General features: G+C 68.6%; 15 protein-coding genes. 8 read left to right on the top strand and 7 right to left on the bottom strand.

Annotated features, from left to right (window positions below):
* The first annotated feature begins 900 nt into the window (after positions 1-900).
* Genes FB157_RS30775 through FB157_RS30755 form a run of 5 tightly spaced genes read left to right on the top strand, consistent with a single transcriptional unit; the run spans position 901 to position 5,877 of the window.
* Positions 901-1,797 carry a TauD/TfdA family dioxygenase gene (locus FB157_RS30775; RefSeq protein ID WP_145883929.1) on the top strand — a complete coding sequence of 299 codons (897 nt, stop codon included), beginning with the start codon at positions 901-903 and terminating at the stop codon, positions 1,795-1,797.
* Entirely contained in the window at positions 1,794-2,687 is an 894-nt protein-coding gene (locus FB157_RS30770; protein WP_145883928.1) for an ABC transporter permease, read from the top strand. The genes FB157_RS30775 and FB157_RS30770 overlap by 4 nt, the downstream gene beginning before the upstream one ends.
* Positions 2,684-3,415: an ABC transporter ATP-binding protein gene (locus FB157_RS30765; protein ID WP_145883927.1), complete on the top strand. Its 732-nt coding sequence runs from the start codon at positions 2,684-2,686 to the stop codon at positions 3,413-3,415. Before FB157_RS30770 ends, FB157_RS30765 begins: the two co-directional genes overlap by 4 nt.
* Before the next feature lie 42 nt (positions 3,416-3,457).
* Positions 3,458-4,510 carry an aliphatic sulfonate ABC transporter substrate-binding protein gene (locus tag FB157_RS30760; protein WP_145883926.1) on the top strand — a complete coding sequence of 351 codons (1,053 nt, stop codon included), beginning with the start codon at positions 3,458-3,460 and terminating at the stop codon, positions 4,508-4,510.
* A gap of 38 nt (positions 4,511-4,548) precedes the next feature.
* A complete protein-coding gene (locus tag FB157_RS30755) occupies positions 4,549-5,877 on the top strand; it encodes an LLM class flavin-dependent oxidoreductase (protein WP_145883925.1) in 1,329 nt (442 codons plus the stop codon).
* A gap of 260 nt (positions 5,878-6,137) precedes the next feature.
* On the opposite strand, the gene infA is transcribed toward FB157_RS30755, so the two are convergent.
* The 4 genes from infA to FB157_RS30730 form a co-directional block, all read right to left on the bottom strand.
* Complete coding sequence (gene infA, locus FB157_RS30750) at positions 6,138-6,362, bottom strand: translation initiation factor IF-1 (protein WP_145883924.1); 225 nt, start codon at positions 6,360-6,362, stop codon at positions 6,138-6,140.
* 95 nt (positions 6,363-6,457) lie between these two features.
* Positions 6,458-7,255, bottom strand: coding sequence for a GNAT family N-acetyltransferase (locus tag FB157_RS30745; protein WP_145883923.1), 798 nt, complete (start codon positions 7,253-7,255; stop codon positions 6,458-6,460).
* 538 nt (positions 7,256-7,793) lie between these two features.
* A complete protein-coding gene (locus tag FB157_RS30740; protein ID WP_145883922.1) occupies positions 7,794-8,861 on the bottom strand; it encodes a MerR family transcriptional regulator in 1,068 nt (355 codons plus the stop codon).
* Between the two features lie 332 nt (positions 8,862-9,193).
* On the bottom strand, positions 9,194-9,613 hold the full coding sequence (locus tag FB157_RS30730; RefSeq protein ID WP_145884041.1) for a VOC family protein: 420 nt from the start codon (positions 9,611-9,613) through the stop codon (positions 9,194-9,196).
* An 821-nt stretch (positions 9,614-10,434) separates the two neighbouring features.
* Between FB157_RS30730 and FB157_RS30720 the strand changes: the two genes are divergently transcribed.
* Entirely contained in the window at positions 10,435-11,766 is a 1,332-nt protein-coding gene (locus FB157_RS30720) for a cytochrome P450 (RefSeq protein ID WP_222440980.1), read from the top strand.
* A 70-nt stretch (positions 11,767-11,836) separates the two neighbouring features.
* On the opposite strand, the gene FB157_RS30715 is transcribed toward FB157_RS30720, so the two are convergent.
* Positions 11,837-12,811, bottom strand: a complete 975-nt coding sequence (locus FB157_RS30715) for a helix-turn-helix domain-containing protein (RefSeq protein ID WP_145883920.1) — start codon at positions 12,809-12,811, stop codon at positions 11,837-11,839.
* A 103-nt stretch (positions 12,812-12,914) separates the two neighbouring features.
* On the opposite strand from FB157_RS30715, the gene FB157_RS30710 reads away from it, so the two are divergent.
* Entirely contained in the window at positions 12,915-13,946 is a 1,032-nt protein-coding gene (locus FB157_RS30710; RefSeq protein WP_145883919.1) for a trans-acting enoyl reductase family protein, read from the top strand.
* An 810-nt stretch (positions 13,947-14,756) separates the two neighbouring features.
* Here the strand turns inward: FB157_RS30710 and FB157_RS30700 are convergent.
* Positions 14,757-15,590, bottom strand: coding sequence for a PIG-L family deacetylase (locus FB157_RS30700; RefSeq protein WP_145883918.1), 834 nt, complete (start codon positions 15,588-15,590; stop codon positions 14,757-14,759).
* A gap of 250 nt (positions 15,591-15,840) precedes the next feature.
* A complete protein-coding gene (locus tag FB157_RS30695; protein ID WP_145883917.1) occupies positions 15,841-17,034 on the bottom strand; it encodes an FAD-dependent monooxygenase in 1,194 nt (397 codons plus the stop codon).
* A gap of 102 nt (positions 17,035-17,136) precedes the next feature.
* Here FB157_RS30695 and FB157_RS30690 point away from each other — a divergent pair, with 102 nt between their 5' ends.
* On the top strand, positions 17,137-17,853 hold the full coding sequence (locus tag FB157_RS30690) for a TetR/AcrR family transcriptional regulator (RefSeq protein WP_145883916.1): 717 nt from the start codon (positions 17,137-17,139) through the stop codon (positions 17,851-17,853).
* Positions 17,854-17,977 lie beyond the last annotated feature (124 nt).

The raw sequence follows: 17,977 nt of genomic DNA, 5'->3' as shown, positions 1-17,977 counted from the left end.
CCTCCAGGACCTCAGGGCCGCCATTCGACTTGAACCCATATGCACGCACGCGGTGTCCACCTCAACCGTTGTGTCGGGCTGGAAGCCGAGAGCCCCGGGTCTCCACGAAGGAGGTTCGTGCCAGGGGACGCCGCTCGCCGGAGGCGCTCTCGGTTCAGTGATGGGCGAAGGGGACGCACCAACCGGATCCGGAGGTGTTCGTGGACCAATGCCGACTTGGCGATCGCCCGGAAGTCATACGTCTCGGCGAGGCCCGTCGTCAGCTCTCCCTGTCCGCAATGCAAGACCTGTCCGGAAGTTCTTGACCGACGTGGTGGACGTCTGCTGAACTCCCGTTTCATGAACCCGCGCGTGGACCTGACTCGGCGGCGCCACATCGATCTGGCGCACGTCTCCAGCGCGTTTTGTTGTCGCTGATCCGGCAAGTGGTCCCCAGCAGCAGCCGGTGTGCACCGACGGTGCGCCGGGCACAGGCGGTGCGAAGCCGCCCGTAATGCGGTGCTGTTCTGTGGGATCGCCGTATCCGCCTCCTGAACTCCTCTTTCTCCGGCTCCGCCGCACATCTCTCCATCCCGGCTGTGGGGAGAAGTGTCCGCGGAACCGGGGATCGCACGGGCAAGGAGGCTGTTCGAGCAGGCCGGAGCGGTCGCTGAAGACAGTCGAGCCGTCAGCCGGTTAGGGCCGACCAAGCAGCGTGCCATCAGGTTCGGCGGGTCAGCGCCGTCCGACCGGCGGCTCGATCTGCCTCGGGTGCTGTCCGCGTAGCCGTCGGTCGCCCCTGCGCCGCGACCGCACCGCATCCGCATACCCGGTGATCGGCCCGCCTGTCGATCGTTCACTCCCACCCTCCACCCCTCAGCACCCGGTGGTGCGCCCGCTTCCCCCGAGAAGGACCGCCCCATGTCTCTGTCCATCCGTAAGCTCACCGGCCGCGTCGGTGCGGTCGTCGAGGGCGTCGACCTCACGGCGCCGCCCGATCCCTCGACGGTCACGGCACTCCGTGACGCGCTCAACGAGCACAAGGCGATCGTCTTCGACGACGTCGACCTCGACAACGCCGGTCAGGAACGCGTGGCCCGATGGTTCGGCGAACTCACCACCGCCCATCCGAACGTGCCGGCTGCCGACGGTACGACCCACGTGCTCGCCGTCGACAGCGAGACGTCCAAGGCCGACGAGTGGCACACGGACGTCACCTTCGTGGTCAACCCGCCGCAGCTCACGACGCTCAGGTCCATCGTGACCACGCCCTACGGCGGCGAGACGCTCGTCGCGAACGCCGGCGCTGCCTACCGCGACCTGCCCGAACCGCTGCGGTCCCTCGCGGACTCGCTGCGCGTCGTGCACACCAACCAGTACGACTACGCCCGCCCCGACGCCACGACGCAGCAGCGGCAGGAGTACGACCGGATCTTCGTCGCGACGCCCTACGAGGCCGAGCACCCGGTCGTGCGGGTGCATCCGCTGACAGGCGAACGCGGGCTGTTCATCGGCGGGTTCGCCAAGCGGATCGTCGGCCTGTCGAGCAGCGAGTCGGCCGACCTGCTGCGCATCTTCCAGTCGTACGTGACGCGCCCGGAGAACATCCTGCGCTGGACCTGGTCCCCCAACCAGCTGCTGATCTTCGACAACCGGATCACCCAGCACTACGGAGTGGACAACTACGACGACCACCCGCGCCGCCTCAACCGGGTGACGGTCGCGGGAGACACACCGGTCGGTGCCGACGGCCGTCGCAGCGAGCAGCTCGTCGGGGACGCCTCGCACTACAGCGGCGCGCCGGCGGTGGCGGCATGACCGAGGTACGCATCCTGGCGCCGGCCCTCACCAAGGGCCCCGACGCCGAGAAGACGGGCGCGCGGGAACGCGAGGTGTTCCTGCCGCGCGACGCCCGCCGCCGGACGCCGATCAGCACACTCCGCGAGCGACTGCGCTGGCCATTGGGCATCTACACGACGCCGGTCGTGATCCTCATCGCCTGGGAGGTCCTCGCCAGGGCCGGAGTGCTGGCGAAGACCTACGCTCCGGCACCGACCGCGATCGTGAAGTCCGCCGCCGATCTGTGGCAACAGGGCGTCCTCGGCCCGGATCTGGCCATCTCGCTGCAACGGGCCGGCATCGGTCTCGCGATCGGCCTGACAGCAGGCATCGTCACCGGTGTGCTCGGCGGGCTGCTGCGCAGCGGTGAGTACCTGTTCAACGGCGTCGTGCAGGTGCTCAACACGATCCCCCTCCTTGCGGTGCTGCCGCTGATGATCGTGTGGTTCGGCATCGACGAGCTCACGAAGGTGCTGCTGATCTCCTTCGGAGCCGGCGTCCCGATCTACCTCAACCTGTTCGCCGCGATCCGGGGCGTCGACCAGCGGCTGATCGAGATGGCACGCGCAACGGGCGCGGGTACCTGGCGCCTGGTGACGCGCGTGCTGGTGCCCGGGGCCCTGCCGGGGTTCCTCGTCGGTCTCCGGTCCTCTCTCGCGTACAGCGTCCTGGGCCTCGTCGCAGCCGAAACGGTCAACGCCGACAAGGGACTCGGCTTTCTCATCACTCAGGGGCAGACCTACCTGCAGACCAACCAGGTCTTCGTGGGGCTGGTGATCTACTCGCTCCTCGGTCTGCTCGCCGACCAGTTCGTCCGGGTTCTCGAGCGGGTGCTGCTGCGGTGGCGACCCAGTTATGAGGCGTCATGAGCAGCGCAATTGCGACGGAGCCCGGTCGGCGGACCGGGGTCGTCGTCGAGCAGGTGGTCCGTCAGTTCGGCGACCGAGTGGTGCTCGACCAGCTCGACCTCGCCATCGCCGACGAGGAGTTGGTGATCCTGCTCGGCCCCTCCGGCTGCGGCAAGAGCACCCTCCTGCGTCTGCTCGCCGGACTGGACCGGCCCGACGGAGGGCGCGTGGAGGTCCCGGCGAAGCGGGCGATCGTCTTCCAGGCCGACCGGCTGCTGCCGTGGCAGCGCGTCCTGCGCAACGTCACGCTCGGCCTGCACGGACCCGACGCGGAACAGCGGGCCCGCGACGTGCTCGCCGAGGTCGGGCTCGCGGGCCGTGAGAAGGCATGGCCCAAGGAGCTCTCCGGCGGCGAGGCCCAGCGGGTGTCGCTCGCGCGGGCACTGGTCTCGGAGCCCGAACTCGTCTTGCTGGACGAGCCGTTCGCCGCACTCGACGCCATCACACGACTGCGCATGCACGACCTCGTACGCAGGCTGCGGACCAAGCACCACGCCGCCATGTTGCTCGTCACCCACGACGTCGACGAGGCGATCGCCCTGGGGGACCGCATCGTCGTCATGAGCAACGGCCGTATCGGCACCTCGCACGAGGTCCACCTCTCAGCCACGGACCGCGAAGCGAGTGTCGCCCGCGAGGAACTGCGCGCCCGCCTCCTGGAAGACCTCGGCCTCGCCGGCCAGCACTGACCTGCCCGAACACCCTCACCCAGCACAGAAGGCACGACAGACATGCGTACCAGAACCACCAAAGTCATCGGCACCGTCGGCCTGCTCGCCCTGGCGGGCACCCTCGTCGCCTGCGGATCGGAGTCGGACACCGCCGCACCACTGAGCAACGCCGGCGCGGCGAGCACCGCCAAGCACCCCGAGTGGAGCAAGTACACCTTCACCATCGGCGACAACGGCGGTGACGGCAGCCAGGCCCTGGCGAAGCTGACCGGAGTGTTCGACAACGCCTCCTACAAGGTCAGGTTCGCCCGCTTCACCTACGGCCCGCCGCTCGTGCAGGCTGCCGCGTCGGGCGACATCGACCTGGGCAGCGTCGGTGATGTACCGCCGATCACCGGGGCCGCCAAGGAGTACGGCTTCAAGGTCGTCGCCGTCAATCGCTCGCTCACGCCCGACCAGGCGGTGGAGAACATCATCGTGCCGAAGGGCTCGCAGCTGAAGACGGCCGCCGACCTCAAGGGCAGAAGGATCGCTGTTCCGCAGGGCAGTTCGGCTCATGGTCTGGCCCTGAACGCACTGAAGAGCGTCGGTCTCACCCCCAAGGACGTGAAGCTGGTCTTCCTCGACCCGGCGGCCGCCGCCACGGCGTTCAACACCGGCAAGGTGGACGCCTGGTCGATCTGGAACCCGCAGTCGGCGATCGCGGTCAAGAACGGCGCCCGGATCCTGGTGAAGGGTCTCCCGCCGATCGACCAGACGAGCAGCTACTACGTCGCAAGCGTCACGTCGCTGAACGACAAGGCCAAGCGCGCGGCTCTCACGGACGTCCTGGAGAGGCTCTCGCGAGAATTTGCCTGGGCGGTCAAGAACCCCGACAAGTACGCGCAGGCGCTCTCGCAGGAGCAAGGCATCCCGCTGGCCGACGCCAAGACGTCCCTGGCTGCTTACTCGAACCGGGTGACTCCCGTCGAGCAGTCGGACATCGCGCTGGAGCAGAAGCTCGCCGACGCCTTTCTGGCGGCGGGGCAGATCACCAAGAAGGTCGACGTCGCGTCGATCACCGACAACCTGCTCCCGGCCGGCTACGACAGCTCGAAGCTCAAGGTCGACTGAGCCTCGCCGTCCACCTCGAAACGTAAAGGAGAGAACCCATGAGCCCGAGACGGCGACAGCTCCATCTCAACGCCTTCCTCATGGAGGCGGGCCACCACGAGGCAGCGTGGCGGCTACCGCACAGCAATCCCCGGGCGGACTTCGATCTGCGGCACTGGATCGAGCTGGCACAGCTGGCCGAGAGCGCCAAGTTCGACTCGCTGTTCCTCGCGGACGGCCCGGCTCTCATCGGCACCGGCGAGTTCCGGCCGCCGGGCCAGCTCGAGCCGTTGACACTGCTGACCGCGCTGTCCCAGGCGACCAGCAGGATCGGCCTCATCGCGACCGTATCGTCGACGTACAACGAGCCGTACAACCTCGCCCGCCGGCTCGCGTCCGTCGACCACGTCAGCGGTGGCCGCGCCGGCTGGAACATCGTCACCTCGGCAGGGGCGGACGAGGCGGCCAACTTCGGCCTGGATGACCGCCCCGACCACGCCGAGCGCTACGCCCGCGCCGACGAGTTCCTGAAGATCGCCAAGGCGCTGTGGGACAGCTGGGAGTCCGAGGCCGTCGAGGCGGACAGGACCACGGGCCGCTACGCCGACCCCGCGCGCCTGCACCGGATCGGCCACCAGGGCAGGTACTTCAAGGTGGCCGGCCCGCTCAACGTCGAGCGTCCGCCGCAGGGCTACCCGCTGCTCGTCCAGGCGGGCTCCTCCGAGGACGGCAAGGACTTCGCGGCCCGTCACGCCGAGGCGATCTTCACCGCGCACACGACCTATGAGCGCGCGTCCGCTTTCTACGCCGACATCAAAGCGCGGACCAGGACTGCGGGGCGCGACCCGGAGGGCGTCATCGTCCTGCCGGGCATCGTCCCGTACATCGGGTCGACCGAGGAGGAGGCCCGGGCACTTGCGCAGGAGTTCGACGAACTGCGCGTCCCGGAGTATGGACTGCGCCAGCTGGCCGCCGTGTTCGAGACCGAGCCCACGGTCTTCGAACTCGACGCGCCCCTGCCGGACTTCATCCTCGCCAGGCCCAAGCTGGAGGGCTCGCAGAGCCGTTCCGACCTCATCATCGATCTCGCGGTGCGCGAGCGGCTGACGGTCCGGCAGATCATCTCCCGGCTCGGTGGCGGGCGCGGCCACTTCGAGTTCGTCGGCACGCCCGAACAGGTCGCAGACACGATCATCGCCTGGTTCGAGGGCGGTGCCGCGGACGGGTTCAACATCATGGCGCCCGCCCTGCCGTCGGGCCTCGCGGCCTTCGTCGAGCACGTACTGCCGATCCTGCGGGGCAAGGGGTTGTTCCGCGAGGAGTACGAGGGCACGACCCTGCGCGAGCACTACGGGCTCCAGGTCCCGGCGAACCAGTTCCACGACTGACCCAACCGGCGACTCCCGCCGCTTCCCGCAGCGGCGGGAGTCCGCCCGCGCCGGCTCGCCTACCGGCATCGTCCGCCCCGCCACCGGCACCCTCTCCGTCTGCGGCCACGACCATCGAAGTCGGCAGTCCTACCCGAGGCTTGCGGTTCCCTTGCGGGACGGGCGCGTTCGGAGGCGGACCCGGAAGTGGGCCGACCCGGTGTGAAGACCGGGCGGAGCGCGGACTCGTCCCTCCGGGTGGACCCGGCAGGGTCCTTCCGCTACGCCCTGTACCTGTAGCGGATCCGTCCGCGGGTCAGGTCGTAGGGGCTGAGTTCCACGAGCACCCGGTCGTAGGGGAGGATCTTGATGTAGTTCTTCCGGATCTTCCCGCTGATGTGAGCGAGCACTGTGTGCCCGTTCTCGAGTTCCACCTTGAAGGTGGCATTGCGAAGGCATTCGACGACTGTGCCTTCGACTTCCACACCCCCTGATGTTTTTGTCATGGTCTCTCACTTCTCCTGTTCTGTGACGGTGTATTCGGTGGGAAACGAACGCGGTGCGCGCTCGGCACGGTCGCTCTGCGCGACATGAGGGAACATCAGCTGCGGACGAGCTCCAGGGTGCCGGCTGCGCGCCGGGCACCGATGCTCTCGAAGAGCGCGGTAGCCGCCGCGTTGGACTCGTTCACCTCAGCCCACGCCGACGTGGTCCCGGAGCGGTGCAGCGAACCCAGAGCGTGGGCCAGCAGCGCCCGGGCGATGCCGTGGCGTTGCCAGTCGGCTCGGACCGCGATCAGCCCGATCCGTGGCTGCCGGGTCAGCGGTGCCACCCGGACGAGCCCCACGTACTGGTCGGAGTGCCGCGCGACCGCGTACTTGGACGGATCGACCACGGTGGTACCCGCCGGCCGTGGCAGCACCTCCGCCGGCATCGTCTGCCATCCGACGGCGGCTTCGACCTCGTCGCGGATGATGCGGTCCAGGGCGCGCAGCGGGCGTTCCTCCGCCTCACCGGCGGGCACGATCGTCACGCCCGACGGGGGCCGAACCGAACCGAGCCCGGTGACCTGTGGGTCGGTGGTCACGTCATAGCCCCACTCGCGTCGTACAGCGGCGAAGCCGGCCCGCTCCCAGGCGGACCTCGAGTCGTGGTCGGCCTCGTCGACGACGGTGTAGAGCGGTGCCTTCAGGTCCGCCAGCATCGCATCGGCGATGCGGTCGAAGACCGCGCCGTGCCACGCGTCGACACTGATGAAGAGCCGCCCGTCGGGTCGACGTGAGGCGTCGCCACGGCCGATCGCCTGATCGTCCTCCACGGCGGCCCACTGCATGTCCGAAGTCCGCGTGACCACGACCGCGTGGTTGGGTGTGCCCGGAGTGGAATGCGCAAAGTTCATAGGTGTTGCCTCTCGGGAGTGCCTTGTCCGAGGCGCTCCCGGCGACACCTAAGTCAACCGCCCACCGTGACGAAAAGGGGGAGCACCCACACCGATACAGCCTTCATGGGTCTCACCTCCTCGCGTTCTCTCACGGCTGCCCAGACGGTACCAGTGGGTGCCGGTCCGACCAACCCATTTAGGTTCCATCACGTCGTCACAGCGGCCGTCAAAGGAACGTTGGCAGCTGCTCCCCAGCGTTTCTGGTGCATCGGTCACCGATCAACGACAGGGTGGAGTAAGCATGTTGTTCCGTACACGAGACAAGGGCAAGATTGCTTCCTTATCCGCCGGGGTGAACACGCCTCGGCGGCGGGGCGAGGTCGTAGCCGGGGTGCTCGCGTGTGTGTCCGTGGTGGCGCTGGGGACGTCCACCGCGGCCTCGCAGCCGACGCAGGCGGCTGTGCCGACGGCTTCGGCTGCCGACTCGGCGCGTGAGCACCCGCACCCGGCTGCCTCCGACTTGGTCCGGGCGAGTCGGATCACGGTGAGTGGTCCGTCAGTCCTCCAGGCGGACCGGCATCAGGATCGAGAAGGTGCTCTCGTCGTCGGGCCGGCGGATCGCGATCGGCACTGTGGGGGTGCCGAGCTCAAGAATCAGTCGGTCCCGGCCCCCGGCGGCCAGCGCGTCCAGCAGGTACTCACGGTTGACGGCGACGTGGTTCGGGTCTGCGTCACCGTCTGTGCAAAGGGTAGCCGTGCCGCCATCCTCGACCCTGATCACGCTGAGGTCGGGCGCGCCGGCCTCAGCGGAACGGACAGGACCGGTCTCCAGGGCCTTCCGGAAGGCCGCCACCTCGACGACGGCGCGTCGCCCTGTGGCCCGGGGGAGGAGACGACGGTAGTCGGGGAAGCCGTGGTCGAGGCACGCACCGGCTGCCTGCCTGTCTTCCGCCTCCAGCGTCACGCGGTCACCGTCGACCGACAGCCGTACTGGTCCCTCGCCGTCCAACAGCGCCCGCATCGCGTCGACGAGCGGGGTGGGCACGATGACCTGCACTCGGCTCCCGTCGTGCCCGGCGATACCGGCCTGCGCGACAGCCATTCGGTAGCGGTCAGTAGCCACGACGTGGAGTCTCTCGCCCTCGATGTCGAACAGGACCCCGCCGAGCATCGGCAGTTCAGGGTCGGTACTCGCCGCGAAACGGACCGCGTCCAGCGCGGCTGCCAGCTCGGGTGCGGCGCTTGACAGCCGGACGGTGGCGATGCGGAGCGAAGTCATGGCATTCTCCCGGTGATCGAGTAGTGCTCGGAGCGCGGAGAACTCGCTGCGGGCATCGGACAGTCCCTGTTCCAGGCGGCACAGGTGCGCCATGAGCAGTTTTCGGACCAGATCGGTGTCTGCGCCGGACCAGCTGGCCAGCACGAGCCTGATGTCCGGCAGTGGCATGCCGGCCCGGCGCAAGCGGGCCAGCAACAGTGCCTCTTCGAGTTGCTCGGGTTCGTACCAGCGGTAACCGCTCACCGGATCCACCCAGGCCGGGACCAGCACACCGGCACGGTCGTAGAACCGCAGGGTGCTCACGCCCAGACCGCTGTCGCGGGCCATCTCGCCAATGCTGCGCATGTCGTTCTCCACACCCAGCACTCTGGGCCCTGCACAAGGTCGAGGGTCAACCCGGCTCGGGAGCGGATCTCGCCACAGATGAATTGCCTCATCCCGGGAGTCAGATGAGTATTGGGATTGTCCCAGACCAGCACGATGGGGCCACCGAGCCGCTGGTGGGCGGCCCGGATCAGGCTGCGGTAATCGGTCCAGGCAAAGGCTCTTGCGCCCTGCAACCGCCGGCGAAGGGCCCGGAGCTGATCCCACTCACCCGCAACGAGATCCAGCGCGCGTGCCGCACGCTTGGCGTCCGGCCCGTCCACGACGCGGATCACCGTGCGTGCGGGGTCCAGTCACCCGGCGGCGGACAGGCGGCGCAGAAGCTCCTCCTGCGAGACGTCTTCCACGTGGGTCAGAAATACCCAGATGTGACCGGAAGGGTCCTTCAGGATGACGGTGCGGTCACCGTGGAACATGTCCTTCGGCGGCTGGATGATCTCAGCGCCGGCGGCTTCCGCGCGCTCTGCCAGGCTGTCGACGTCCGCCACGAAGACGTGCAGCGTGACGGACGTACCTCCGCCGAGTGAGGTCGGCGCGGCGAAGGAGGCGGCCTCCGCCTCGCCCACGCCGGCGTCGCCCAGCATCAGGGTCGACCGTCCGATGGTGATCTCCGCGTGCAGAATCCCCCCGCCCGGAGCGTCGATCCTGAAGTCCTGACGGGCGCCGAACGCCCGCTGGTAGAAATCGATCGCCGCGGCGGCGTCGCCGACCATGATGTGCGGGATCACGGCATAGCGGTAGCGGTCGGGGATCTCGATGTGGGTTGCGTGCTCGGTCACTGCGAACCTCCCTGAAAAGGCACCGCTGGTCAGTTCCTGCGGCTCTGGAAGGAACGTAGGAACTCAAGCTTGGTTGAGGTCAAGGGGTGATGTGGCCCTGCAAGTGCCTTCCTCCGACGTTTCTGTCGGCGGATGAGAACTCAAGTCGGTGTCCTGCGCGAAGCGGGATGCTGTGTCCGGGTCGGTGCCGGTGGCCGCGGCCGAGCGAAGGGAACGCCCGAGGTCTCCGGTGAGGATGCGAGGGTGTCGCCACCACCACAGGTCGGATGTCGTCGCCGTAGCCGTGCTCGATGACGTTCACCAGGGCAGCCCAGGCGTTCACTCTCTCAGCGACCGTGAAGGCCGTTCGCCAGCCGCGCTGGTGCAGCGTCCCCACCTCGGTTTGAGTAGCCACGTGCGTGAGGCTCTCACGCCCGGGCGAGGCATTGGGCCGAGCCGGTATTACGGCGCCATGGTCCTTCTTCGGACCGATTCGCTCGCCGCTCAAACGGAGGCCGCGCACCGCGCATTATCGGGAGCGCGGCTGGGCGAAGGCGTCCGATCGGCACGCGGTGCCCCTGCACGTGCGCCTGTGCGCTGTGCCGGGCACCTTTCGAGGTGGCTGCGGAGGGTGATGGTCTTCGTCAGACCGTGTCCCACGGCGCGGCGTCCCAACTCGGCGGCGTACCCAGTGAACGATGCACAGAAAGGGCACTTCGACGATGACTGCCGGGCCTTTCACCACTGATATCGAGCCCCGGGACCGCCCCGCGACGTTGGCCACTGCCCCCGGGGGTCTTCCCCTGCTCGGACATGCCTGGCAACTGCGTTTCCGTCCTCTGCGATTCCTCGACTCCCTCCGCGGACAGGCCGACCTGGTCGCCCTCCGGCTGGGCCCGATCCCGGGATACCTGGTCAGCGATCCCAGGTTGGTCCACGAGTTGCTCGTCGTACGCAACCGTGAGTTCACCAAGACCGGAAGCCCGCTGTACGAGACCGTGCGCGTCCTGGTGGGCAACGGCCTGGGTACGAGCGAGGGCGAAACGCACATGCGACAGCGCCGCACGCTCCAGCCGCTGTTCCATCCCCACCGCATGGAGCACTACGCCCAGATCATGACCGCTGTCGCCGAGGAACGCAGCACCACTTGGCGCCACGGCCGGCGCCTGCGCATCGACCGGGAGATGTACCGGATCGCCGCCACCGCCCTGACCCGCTGCCTGTACTCGGCACGCCTGCCCGACGACGCGGTCCACGAGATCACCACACACCTGCCTGTCGCCTTCGCAGGCGTCGGCAAGCGCGCTGCGCTGCCCATGCCCTGGCTCCACGCACTGCCCACCCGCGAAAACCGTGCCTACACCACCGCCGTACGCCGATTGCACGCCCTGGTGGCGCAGCTCATCGACGACCGCCGCAACGACTCCACCCCCAGCCCCGACCTGCTGACCGCGTTGCTCGCCGCCCGGGACGAACACACCGGCCGGCCCCTGCCCCAACAGCAGATCCACGACGAGGTCATGACCCTCCTCCTCGCGGGCACAGACACCACCGCCGCTCTCCTCGCCTGGACCCTGCACCTCCTGGGGACGCACCCCGACATCGACCAACGCCTCCACACCGAACTCCGCCACGAACTCGGTGACAAGCTCCCCACCCTGGACGACCTGCCCCACCTCGGCCTTCTGCGCCGGGTCGTCGCCGAGGCCCTGCGGCTGTACCCACCGGCCTGGCTCACCCCACGCCGTGCCGCTACCGACGCTCAACTCGGCGGACACAGAATCCCGGCGGGCGCCTACGTCTTCTACAGCCCCTACGCCCTCCACCATGCACCCGGCCACCACCCCCGCCCGGACGACTTCGATCCGGACCGACCCGAGGCAGAGCTGTCCTACACCGGCACCGGCTGCGCCTTCCTGCCTTTCGGCGCGGGCCCCCACAAGTGCATCGGCAATGCGTTCAGCCTCGCCGAAGTCCACCTCACCCTGGCCACCGTCCTGCCCCGCTGGCGCCTGAGCCCGGACCCGTCCCACACCGTCCGCCCCCGTGCTTTCACCACGCTCATTCCAGGACCGCTGCTGATGCGCACCGAGCAGCGCTCGTGTTGAAGGCCGTCGTCCGCAACTGTGGTTCACCGGAGATGAGTTCGATACGGCACAGGTAGCTGGGCAGGACACTTCAGGCGGCGCGGTTGCTGACGTCGGGGGACTGGTGGGTGCGTGAGCGGAAGGTGCGGCGATAGGTGTCCGGGGGGACGCCGAGGGTGCGGTTGAAGTGACGGCGCAGCGTCGTGGCGGTGCCCATGCCGGTGGCCGCCGCGATGGTGTCGATGCCGTCGTCAGTCTTCTCCAGCAGCTCCTGGGCGTGGCGGATCCGCTGGGCCAGCAGCCATTGCAGGGGAGTGGTGCCGGTTGCCGCGCGGAAGTGACGGCCCAGGTGGCGTGAGCTCATCCGGGCCTGGCGGGCCAGGTCCTCCACGGTCAGCGGTTGGTCGAGCCGCTCGATGATCCAGGGGAACAGGGCGGTGAGCGGGTGGTCGTCCTGAGAGGGCACCGGGGCGGTGACGAACTGGGCCTGGCCGCCGGACCGGTGCGGTGGGACGACCAGGCGGCGGGCGACGGCGTTGGCGACCGACGAGCCGTGGTCGAGGCGGACCAGGTGCAGGCACAGGTCCAGCGCAGCGGCCTTGCCTGCGGAGGTCAGAACGCTCCCGTTGTCCACGTAGAGCACGTCCGGGTCGACCTGCGCCTCGGGGTATCGGGTGGCCAGGACCTCGGTGTGCGCCCAGTGGGTGGTGGCGCGCTTCCCGTCCAGCAGGCCGGCTTCGGCCAGGACGAACGCGCCGGTGCACAGAGAGGCCACGCGGGCGCCCGCGTCGTGGGCCGCGCGCAGCGCGTCAACGAGTTCGGCGGGTGGGTTCACGTCGATGTCGGCCCAGCCGGGGACGATCACGGTGTCGGCGTTCTGGAGGTGGTCGAGGCCGTGGTCGGGCTCCAGGCGGAACCGGCCGAAGGGCACGATGTCCGGCCCGCAGACCGTGAGGTCGTACCAGGGGACGGTGACCGCCGCCGGGGCGGAGCCGAAGACCTCGTGGGCCACGGACAGTTCGAAGTGCAGCATCCCGTCGGTGACGGCCAACGCGACAGCTTTCATGTCTGAAACTGTACGGCACATGTCGTTCCAGACACTCATGGTTGACAGTTCAAACACGTCAGGATGGTCGCAGTCGATCGGTTCGGAACACGGGAGAGAAGTCATGGCAACGGGGCAGACGGTGACGGTGTACGGCGCATACGGGCACACCGGCCGGTTCGTTGTGGCACACCTCCAGGAGCGCGGATTCGTCCCGGTCCTGGCCGGGCGCGATGTCCACAAGCTGCAGGCGCTGGCGGACGAGTACCCCGGACTCGACGTCCGTCCTGCGTCGGTCGACGACTCGGTCTCGCTCGAGCGCGCGCTGGACGGCGTGGCAGCCGTCATCAACTGTGCGGGGTCCTTCGCAACAACGGCCGCTCCTGTGATCGAAGCAGCCCTGCGCGCTGGGATCCCGTACGTCGATGTGGCGGCCGAGATCGAGGCCAACGCCGACACCTTCGCGCACTTTGCGGACCGCGCCCACGAGACGGGCGCGGTGATCGTCCCCGCGATGGCCTTCTACGGCGGCCTCGGCGACCTCCTGGCCACGGCCGCGATGGGCGACTGGACCGAGGCCGACGAGGCACACATCGCGTACGGTCTCAACAGCTGGGAGCCCACGGAGGGGACGCGTGCCGCGGGCAAGGTCTCCGCCGAGCGGCGTGGTGGCCGCCGTGTCCGCTTCACGAACGGGCAGTTGGAGTACCACGACGATGAACTGCCCACCCTGAAGTGGCCCTTCCCCGACCCGATGGGCCCGAGGGCTGTCATGGCCGAGTTCACGATGGCCGACGTCGTCACCATCCCCAGCCATCTGTCCATCCCCGAAGTGCGTACCTACATGACGACCGAAGCAGCCGGCGGTGTCGTGGCCCCGGACACACCGGCCCCCACCGCGGTCGACGAATACGGGCGCTCCGCACAGACCTTCCTCGTCGACGTCGTCGTACGCTCCGGCGACACCGAACGGCGCGCCGTGGCCCGGGGACAGGACATCTACGCCGTCACCGCACCGCTCGCGGTGGAAGCGGTCCACCGCATCCTCACCGGCCGGACCAGGACGGTCGGCGTGGCCTCAGCCGGCGAGGTCTTCGACGCGCCCGACTTCCTGAGCGCACTGTCCCCGCACATCACCCTGGACCTGCGCCCGTGACGGTCTGCCCGCCCACACGGTGCCACACGTGGTCGGGCGAGACGAGCTGTGGGATGCGTTCCCCGAGGGATGCCACGTGGACCTGCGTGCGGGTGCGCGCGAGGACGACCCTGTTGCCGAGGCGGGGATAGGGGGCCCCGGGCGGACGGTTCGGGCCGCCGTGATCGTGGCGCTTCTCCAGGGTGCCAACATCGCGCAGCCGAGCGCCGTCGCGTGTCTGAGGCTCGCGGGCGCACGGATATCGGGACGCCTCGACCTGCGCGGCTCTCGCCTGGAAGGCGGCACTGCCTCGCGCTTCCACCGCAGGGTCACTGCCTTGTCGCTCATCAACGCCCACGTGCGCGGCGCCGTGAACCTCGGCGGCGCCGAGATCACCGCACCCGAGGAATGGGCGGTGTCCGCCGGCGGGCTCGTCGCGGAGGGCGGCGTCTACTGCCAGGACGGATTCGTCACGCACGGTGAAGTCCGTCTCATGGGGGCACAGCTGCCAGGCGGACTGCACATGCGAGGTGCACGCCTGGAACGCCCCAGCCAGCGCGGAGTGGCGCTCGCCCTGGACAACGCCGTGGCCTCGACGCTCGACTTCTCCGGCGGGTTCATCGCGACAACGAGCACAGCTGGCCGGACGTGGTGGAGTTGGACGGCTTCGTCTACGGCTCCATCAAGGTGGACGGGGCCGGCGAGTCCGGAGCCGTGCTCGGTTACCCGGCGGGCGATCAGCGGCTCGACCCCGAGATCCCAGACGCCTCCCGGAGCCGAGGGCGTGCCGAGCGTTCCCGCTCGGCAGCCCTGCCCGGTTGTGCGAGTGGATCAGCGCAGTCCGGCGAAGAGGTCGTTCTCGGGCACGGCCGCTCCGGTGGTGTCCTGGACACGTACGAAAGTCTCGACGCCCATCAACTCGGTGAACCTCTCCCGGCCCATCTTGAGGAAGAAGATGTTCTCGCCCTGGCTCGCATGTGCGGCCAGCGCATCGAACTTCTGGCCGCCGAACGCGCTCGTGTCCACCCAGGTGGTGATCTCCTCGTCGGGGAGTCCGATCTCGGCCATCGCGGCGGTCTCGGCGGGATCCGGCTCCCGCGCGTCCGCGCCGAACTCGCGCATGACCTCCCCGAACCGCTGCATCATCGAGCGGGGCGCCGTCGTCCAGTACACCTTCGGTGTCAGCGCGGTCATCGCCAGTGCCGCCATCGTGATGCGGTTGGCCTGGATGTGGTCGGGGTGGCCGTAGAAGCCGTTCTCGTCGTAGGTGACGACCACATCGGGCTGGTAGCGTCGCAAGAGTTCCGCAAGCCTCGCAGCGCCCTCCTCCACAGGTGTCTGCCAGAAGGAGCCGGGGGCGTCATTGGTGGGCCAGCCCATCATCCCGGAGTCGGCGTAGTCCAGCATCTCCAGATGACTGACCTTCAGGACTTCGCAGCTTGCCTCGAGTTCCTGACGCCGCATCGACGCGACGGCCGTCGGATCGTGCCCGGGATCGCCCGGCTTGACACCCCCCGGTCCGTCACCGCAACCGCCGTCGGTGCAGGTCACCAGGACCGTGCGAATGCCCTCCGCCGCATACCGTGCGAGGACACCTCCTGTGCCGGTGGCCTCGTCGTCGGGGTGGGCGTGCACCGCCATGAGCGTCAAGGGCCGGTCATTCATAAAACAGTCCTCCTGTGTGAAAAAGGCCTAGGTCCGACTGTGCGGCGGACGTATGGGCGGTCGTCCCTCAATATCAGATCCCGGATGAGGGGGAACCGCGGACCCGAAGGCCCCGGGTCACGTCCGGACGGCCTGTTGGTCTCCGTGTTCCCCGCTCGCGTGGCGCCGGTGTCCTTGACGGTGCAACAGTCTCGGCCCGGCCGGCTGTTCCCGCTGTACACCGGAACACCTCTGGACCTTGGCCTTCGCGTCATCGGCCGACGCGGGTGGGGTCGGCTGGATAGTCGGGCAGGACCACGGTGCTGCTGACTCTCTCCCCGAGCCTGAGCATTGCGTTCAGGAACAACGGACGGGACAACAGGGTGTTGCGGAAGCGTATGCCGGCGGCGGTGCCGGGTGCGAAGAACTTCCCGGTGCGGTCACCGCCTGCCTGACAGCCCTTGGCGTACTTGCGGAGCCTGCTCTCGTACCGGGCGAAGGCCACCCGGTGGTCGCCCTGGGCTCGTGCGAGTTCACCGGCCAGCACATAGGCGGCGACCACCGCAGTCCCCGTGCCCATGCCGCCGATCGTGGCTCCGCAGGCGGCGTCGCCGACCAGGCACACTCGCCCTGTGGACCAGGTATCCACGTCCGCCCGGCTTATCGAGTCGAAATACGGGTCCTGAGCCTGGTGCAGCGTGCCGAGAAGGTGGGGCACCTCCCAGCCGAGGCCGGAGAACGCGTTGCGGATGAGACGCTTCTGCTGTTCCGGGTCGTGGCGGTCGTACGACAGCTGCGGCGAGGCGAATACGAAGAACGCCCCCGCCCTGGCCGGGTCCCGGTGGTCGGCGCCGACGGAGGCGAACCGACCCGGGGCGGTGTAGCCGATCGACCCCTTTTCCAGGCCCAGGTCGTTGGGCAACTGCCAGGTGGCGGCGTAATAGCCGAGGTGGCTCACATAGTCCTCCTCCGGGCCGAAGGCGAGACGACGGACGTTCGAATGCAGTCCGTCCGCCCCGATGACCAGGTCGAAGTCGCGTGATGCCCCGTGTTGGAAGCCGACCCGCACGCAGGAGGACGTCTCGGCGAGGCTGGTGATCGAGTCGCCGAAGATGTACTCGGTGTACGGGAGGCTGTGTTCGTACAGCACTCGGGCCAGGTCTCCGCGAAGTACCTCTATGTCGCCGCCGGCGAACTCGGCCGGCAGATGCAGCAGGGTGCGGCTGACTTCGTCGACGAATCGCATCGGGCTGCCGCCGGTCTGGATGCGGCGTAGCTCGGGGATCAGGCCCATGCGCTCCAGCACGGTCAGATGCGCTTCACCACGGAAGTCGACGGCCTGGCCGCCCTGACGCAGGTGTGGGGCGAGTTCGACCACGGTGGGTCTGAAGCCGTGGCGTCCCAGCCAGTAGGCGAGCGCTGGGCCGGCGGTACTCGCGCCGGAGATGAGTACGTTTCTGTTCACAGGTTCCTCCGCTCCAGAAACTGTGTCCTGCGGACACTCATAATTACTGTGTACCCTGGACACAGTTGGTTCGGCAAGAACGGGGAAGGAAGGGCGGCAGACATGGGCGGCGAACACGCCGAGGTGGTGCGGCTGTTGTGGGGTCCGCATCCCAAGCCCGCGCGGGGTCCCCGACCGAAACTCGACCTCGATCGCATCGCGCAGGCCGGGACCGAGATCGCCGACTCGGAGGGGTTGGCCGAGGTGTCCATGCAGCGCGTCGCCATGCGACTCGGCGTGACCAAGATGGCGCTGTACCGGTACGTGCCGGGCAAGGCGGAACTGGTCGCTCTGATGGTGGACGCCGCGATCGGCCCGTACCCGAGCGCAGAAGCGCGGCGCGGTGGCTGGCGAGAGCAGATGGAGGAATGGGCCCGCCAGCTGATCACCGTATTTCGCCGTCACCCCTGGGCGCTGGACGCCACCGTCGGGCCGCGGACCCCGGGGCCTGGAGAGCTGTCCTGGCTGGAGCACGCCATCTCGGCTCTGGACGGAACTGGGCTGAGCGGTGCCGAACGGATGGACGCGGCCGTTCTGCTGGTGAGTCACGTACGCGGCATCACCCAGCAGATGCGTGCAGCGGGCCCCGCGGGCAACCCCGAGGCCCAACTGGGCGCCGTGCTCGCCGATCTGATGCAGGCACACGGCGAGCGATTTCCCTCGCTCGCCGCGGCCCTCGCCTCAGTGGCCGAATCAGACGGGCACGATCAGGCATGGGAGTTCGGGCTGCAGCGCATTCTGGACGGTCTGGCCGCACTCATCGACAAGCGCGCACGTTGACCGCGGCTTGAACAACCTCTCGATGCATCGCCGGTCGCCTCAGGTGCACCCGGCCGACGCCGGTACCGGCAAACGACTATGGCACCTGATCGGCGCTACCCCCTGGGAGATCGGCAGGCTCCCC

The organism is Streptomyces sp. BK340 (assembly GCF_007827595.1).
Lineage (GTDB): Bacteria > Actinomycetota > Actinomycetes > Streptomycetales > Streptomycetaceae > Streptomyces.
Note: the sequence above shows the minus strand (reverse complement) of the source record. Positions and strands in the feature narration are given on the sequence as shown.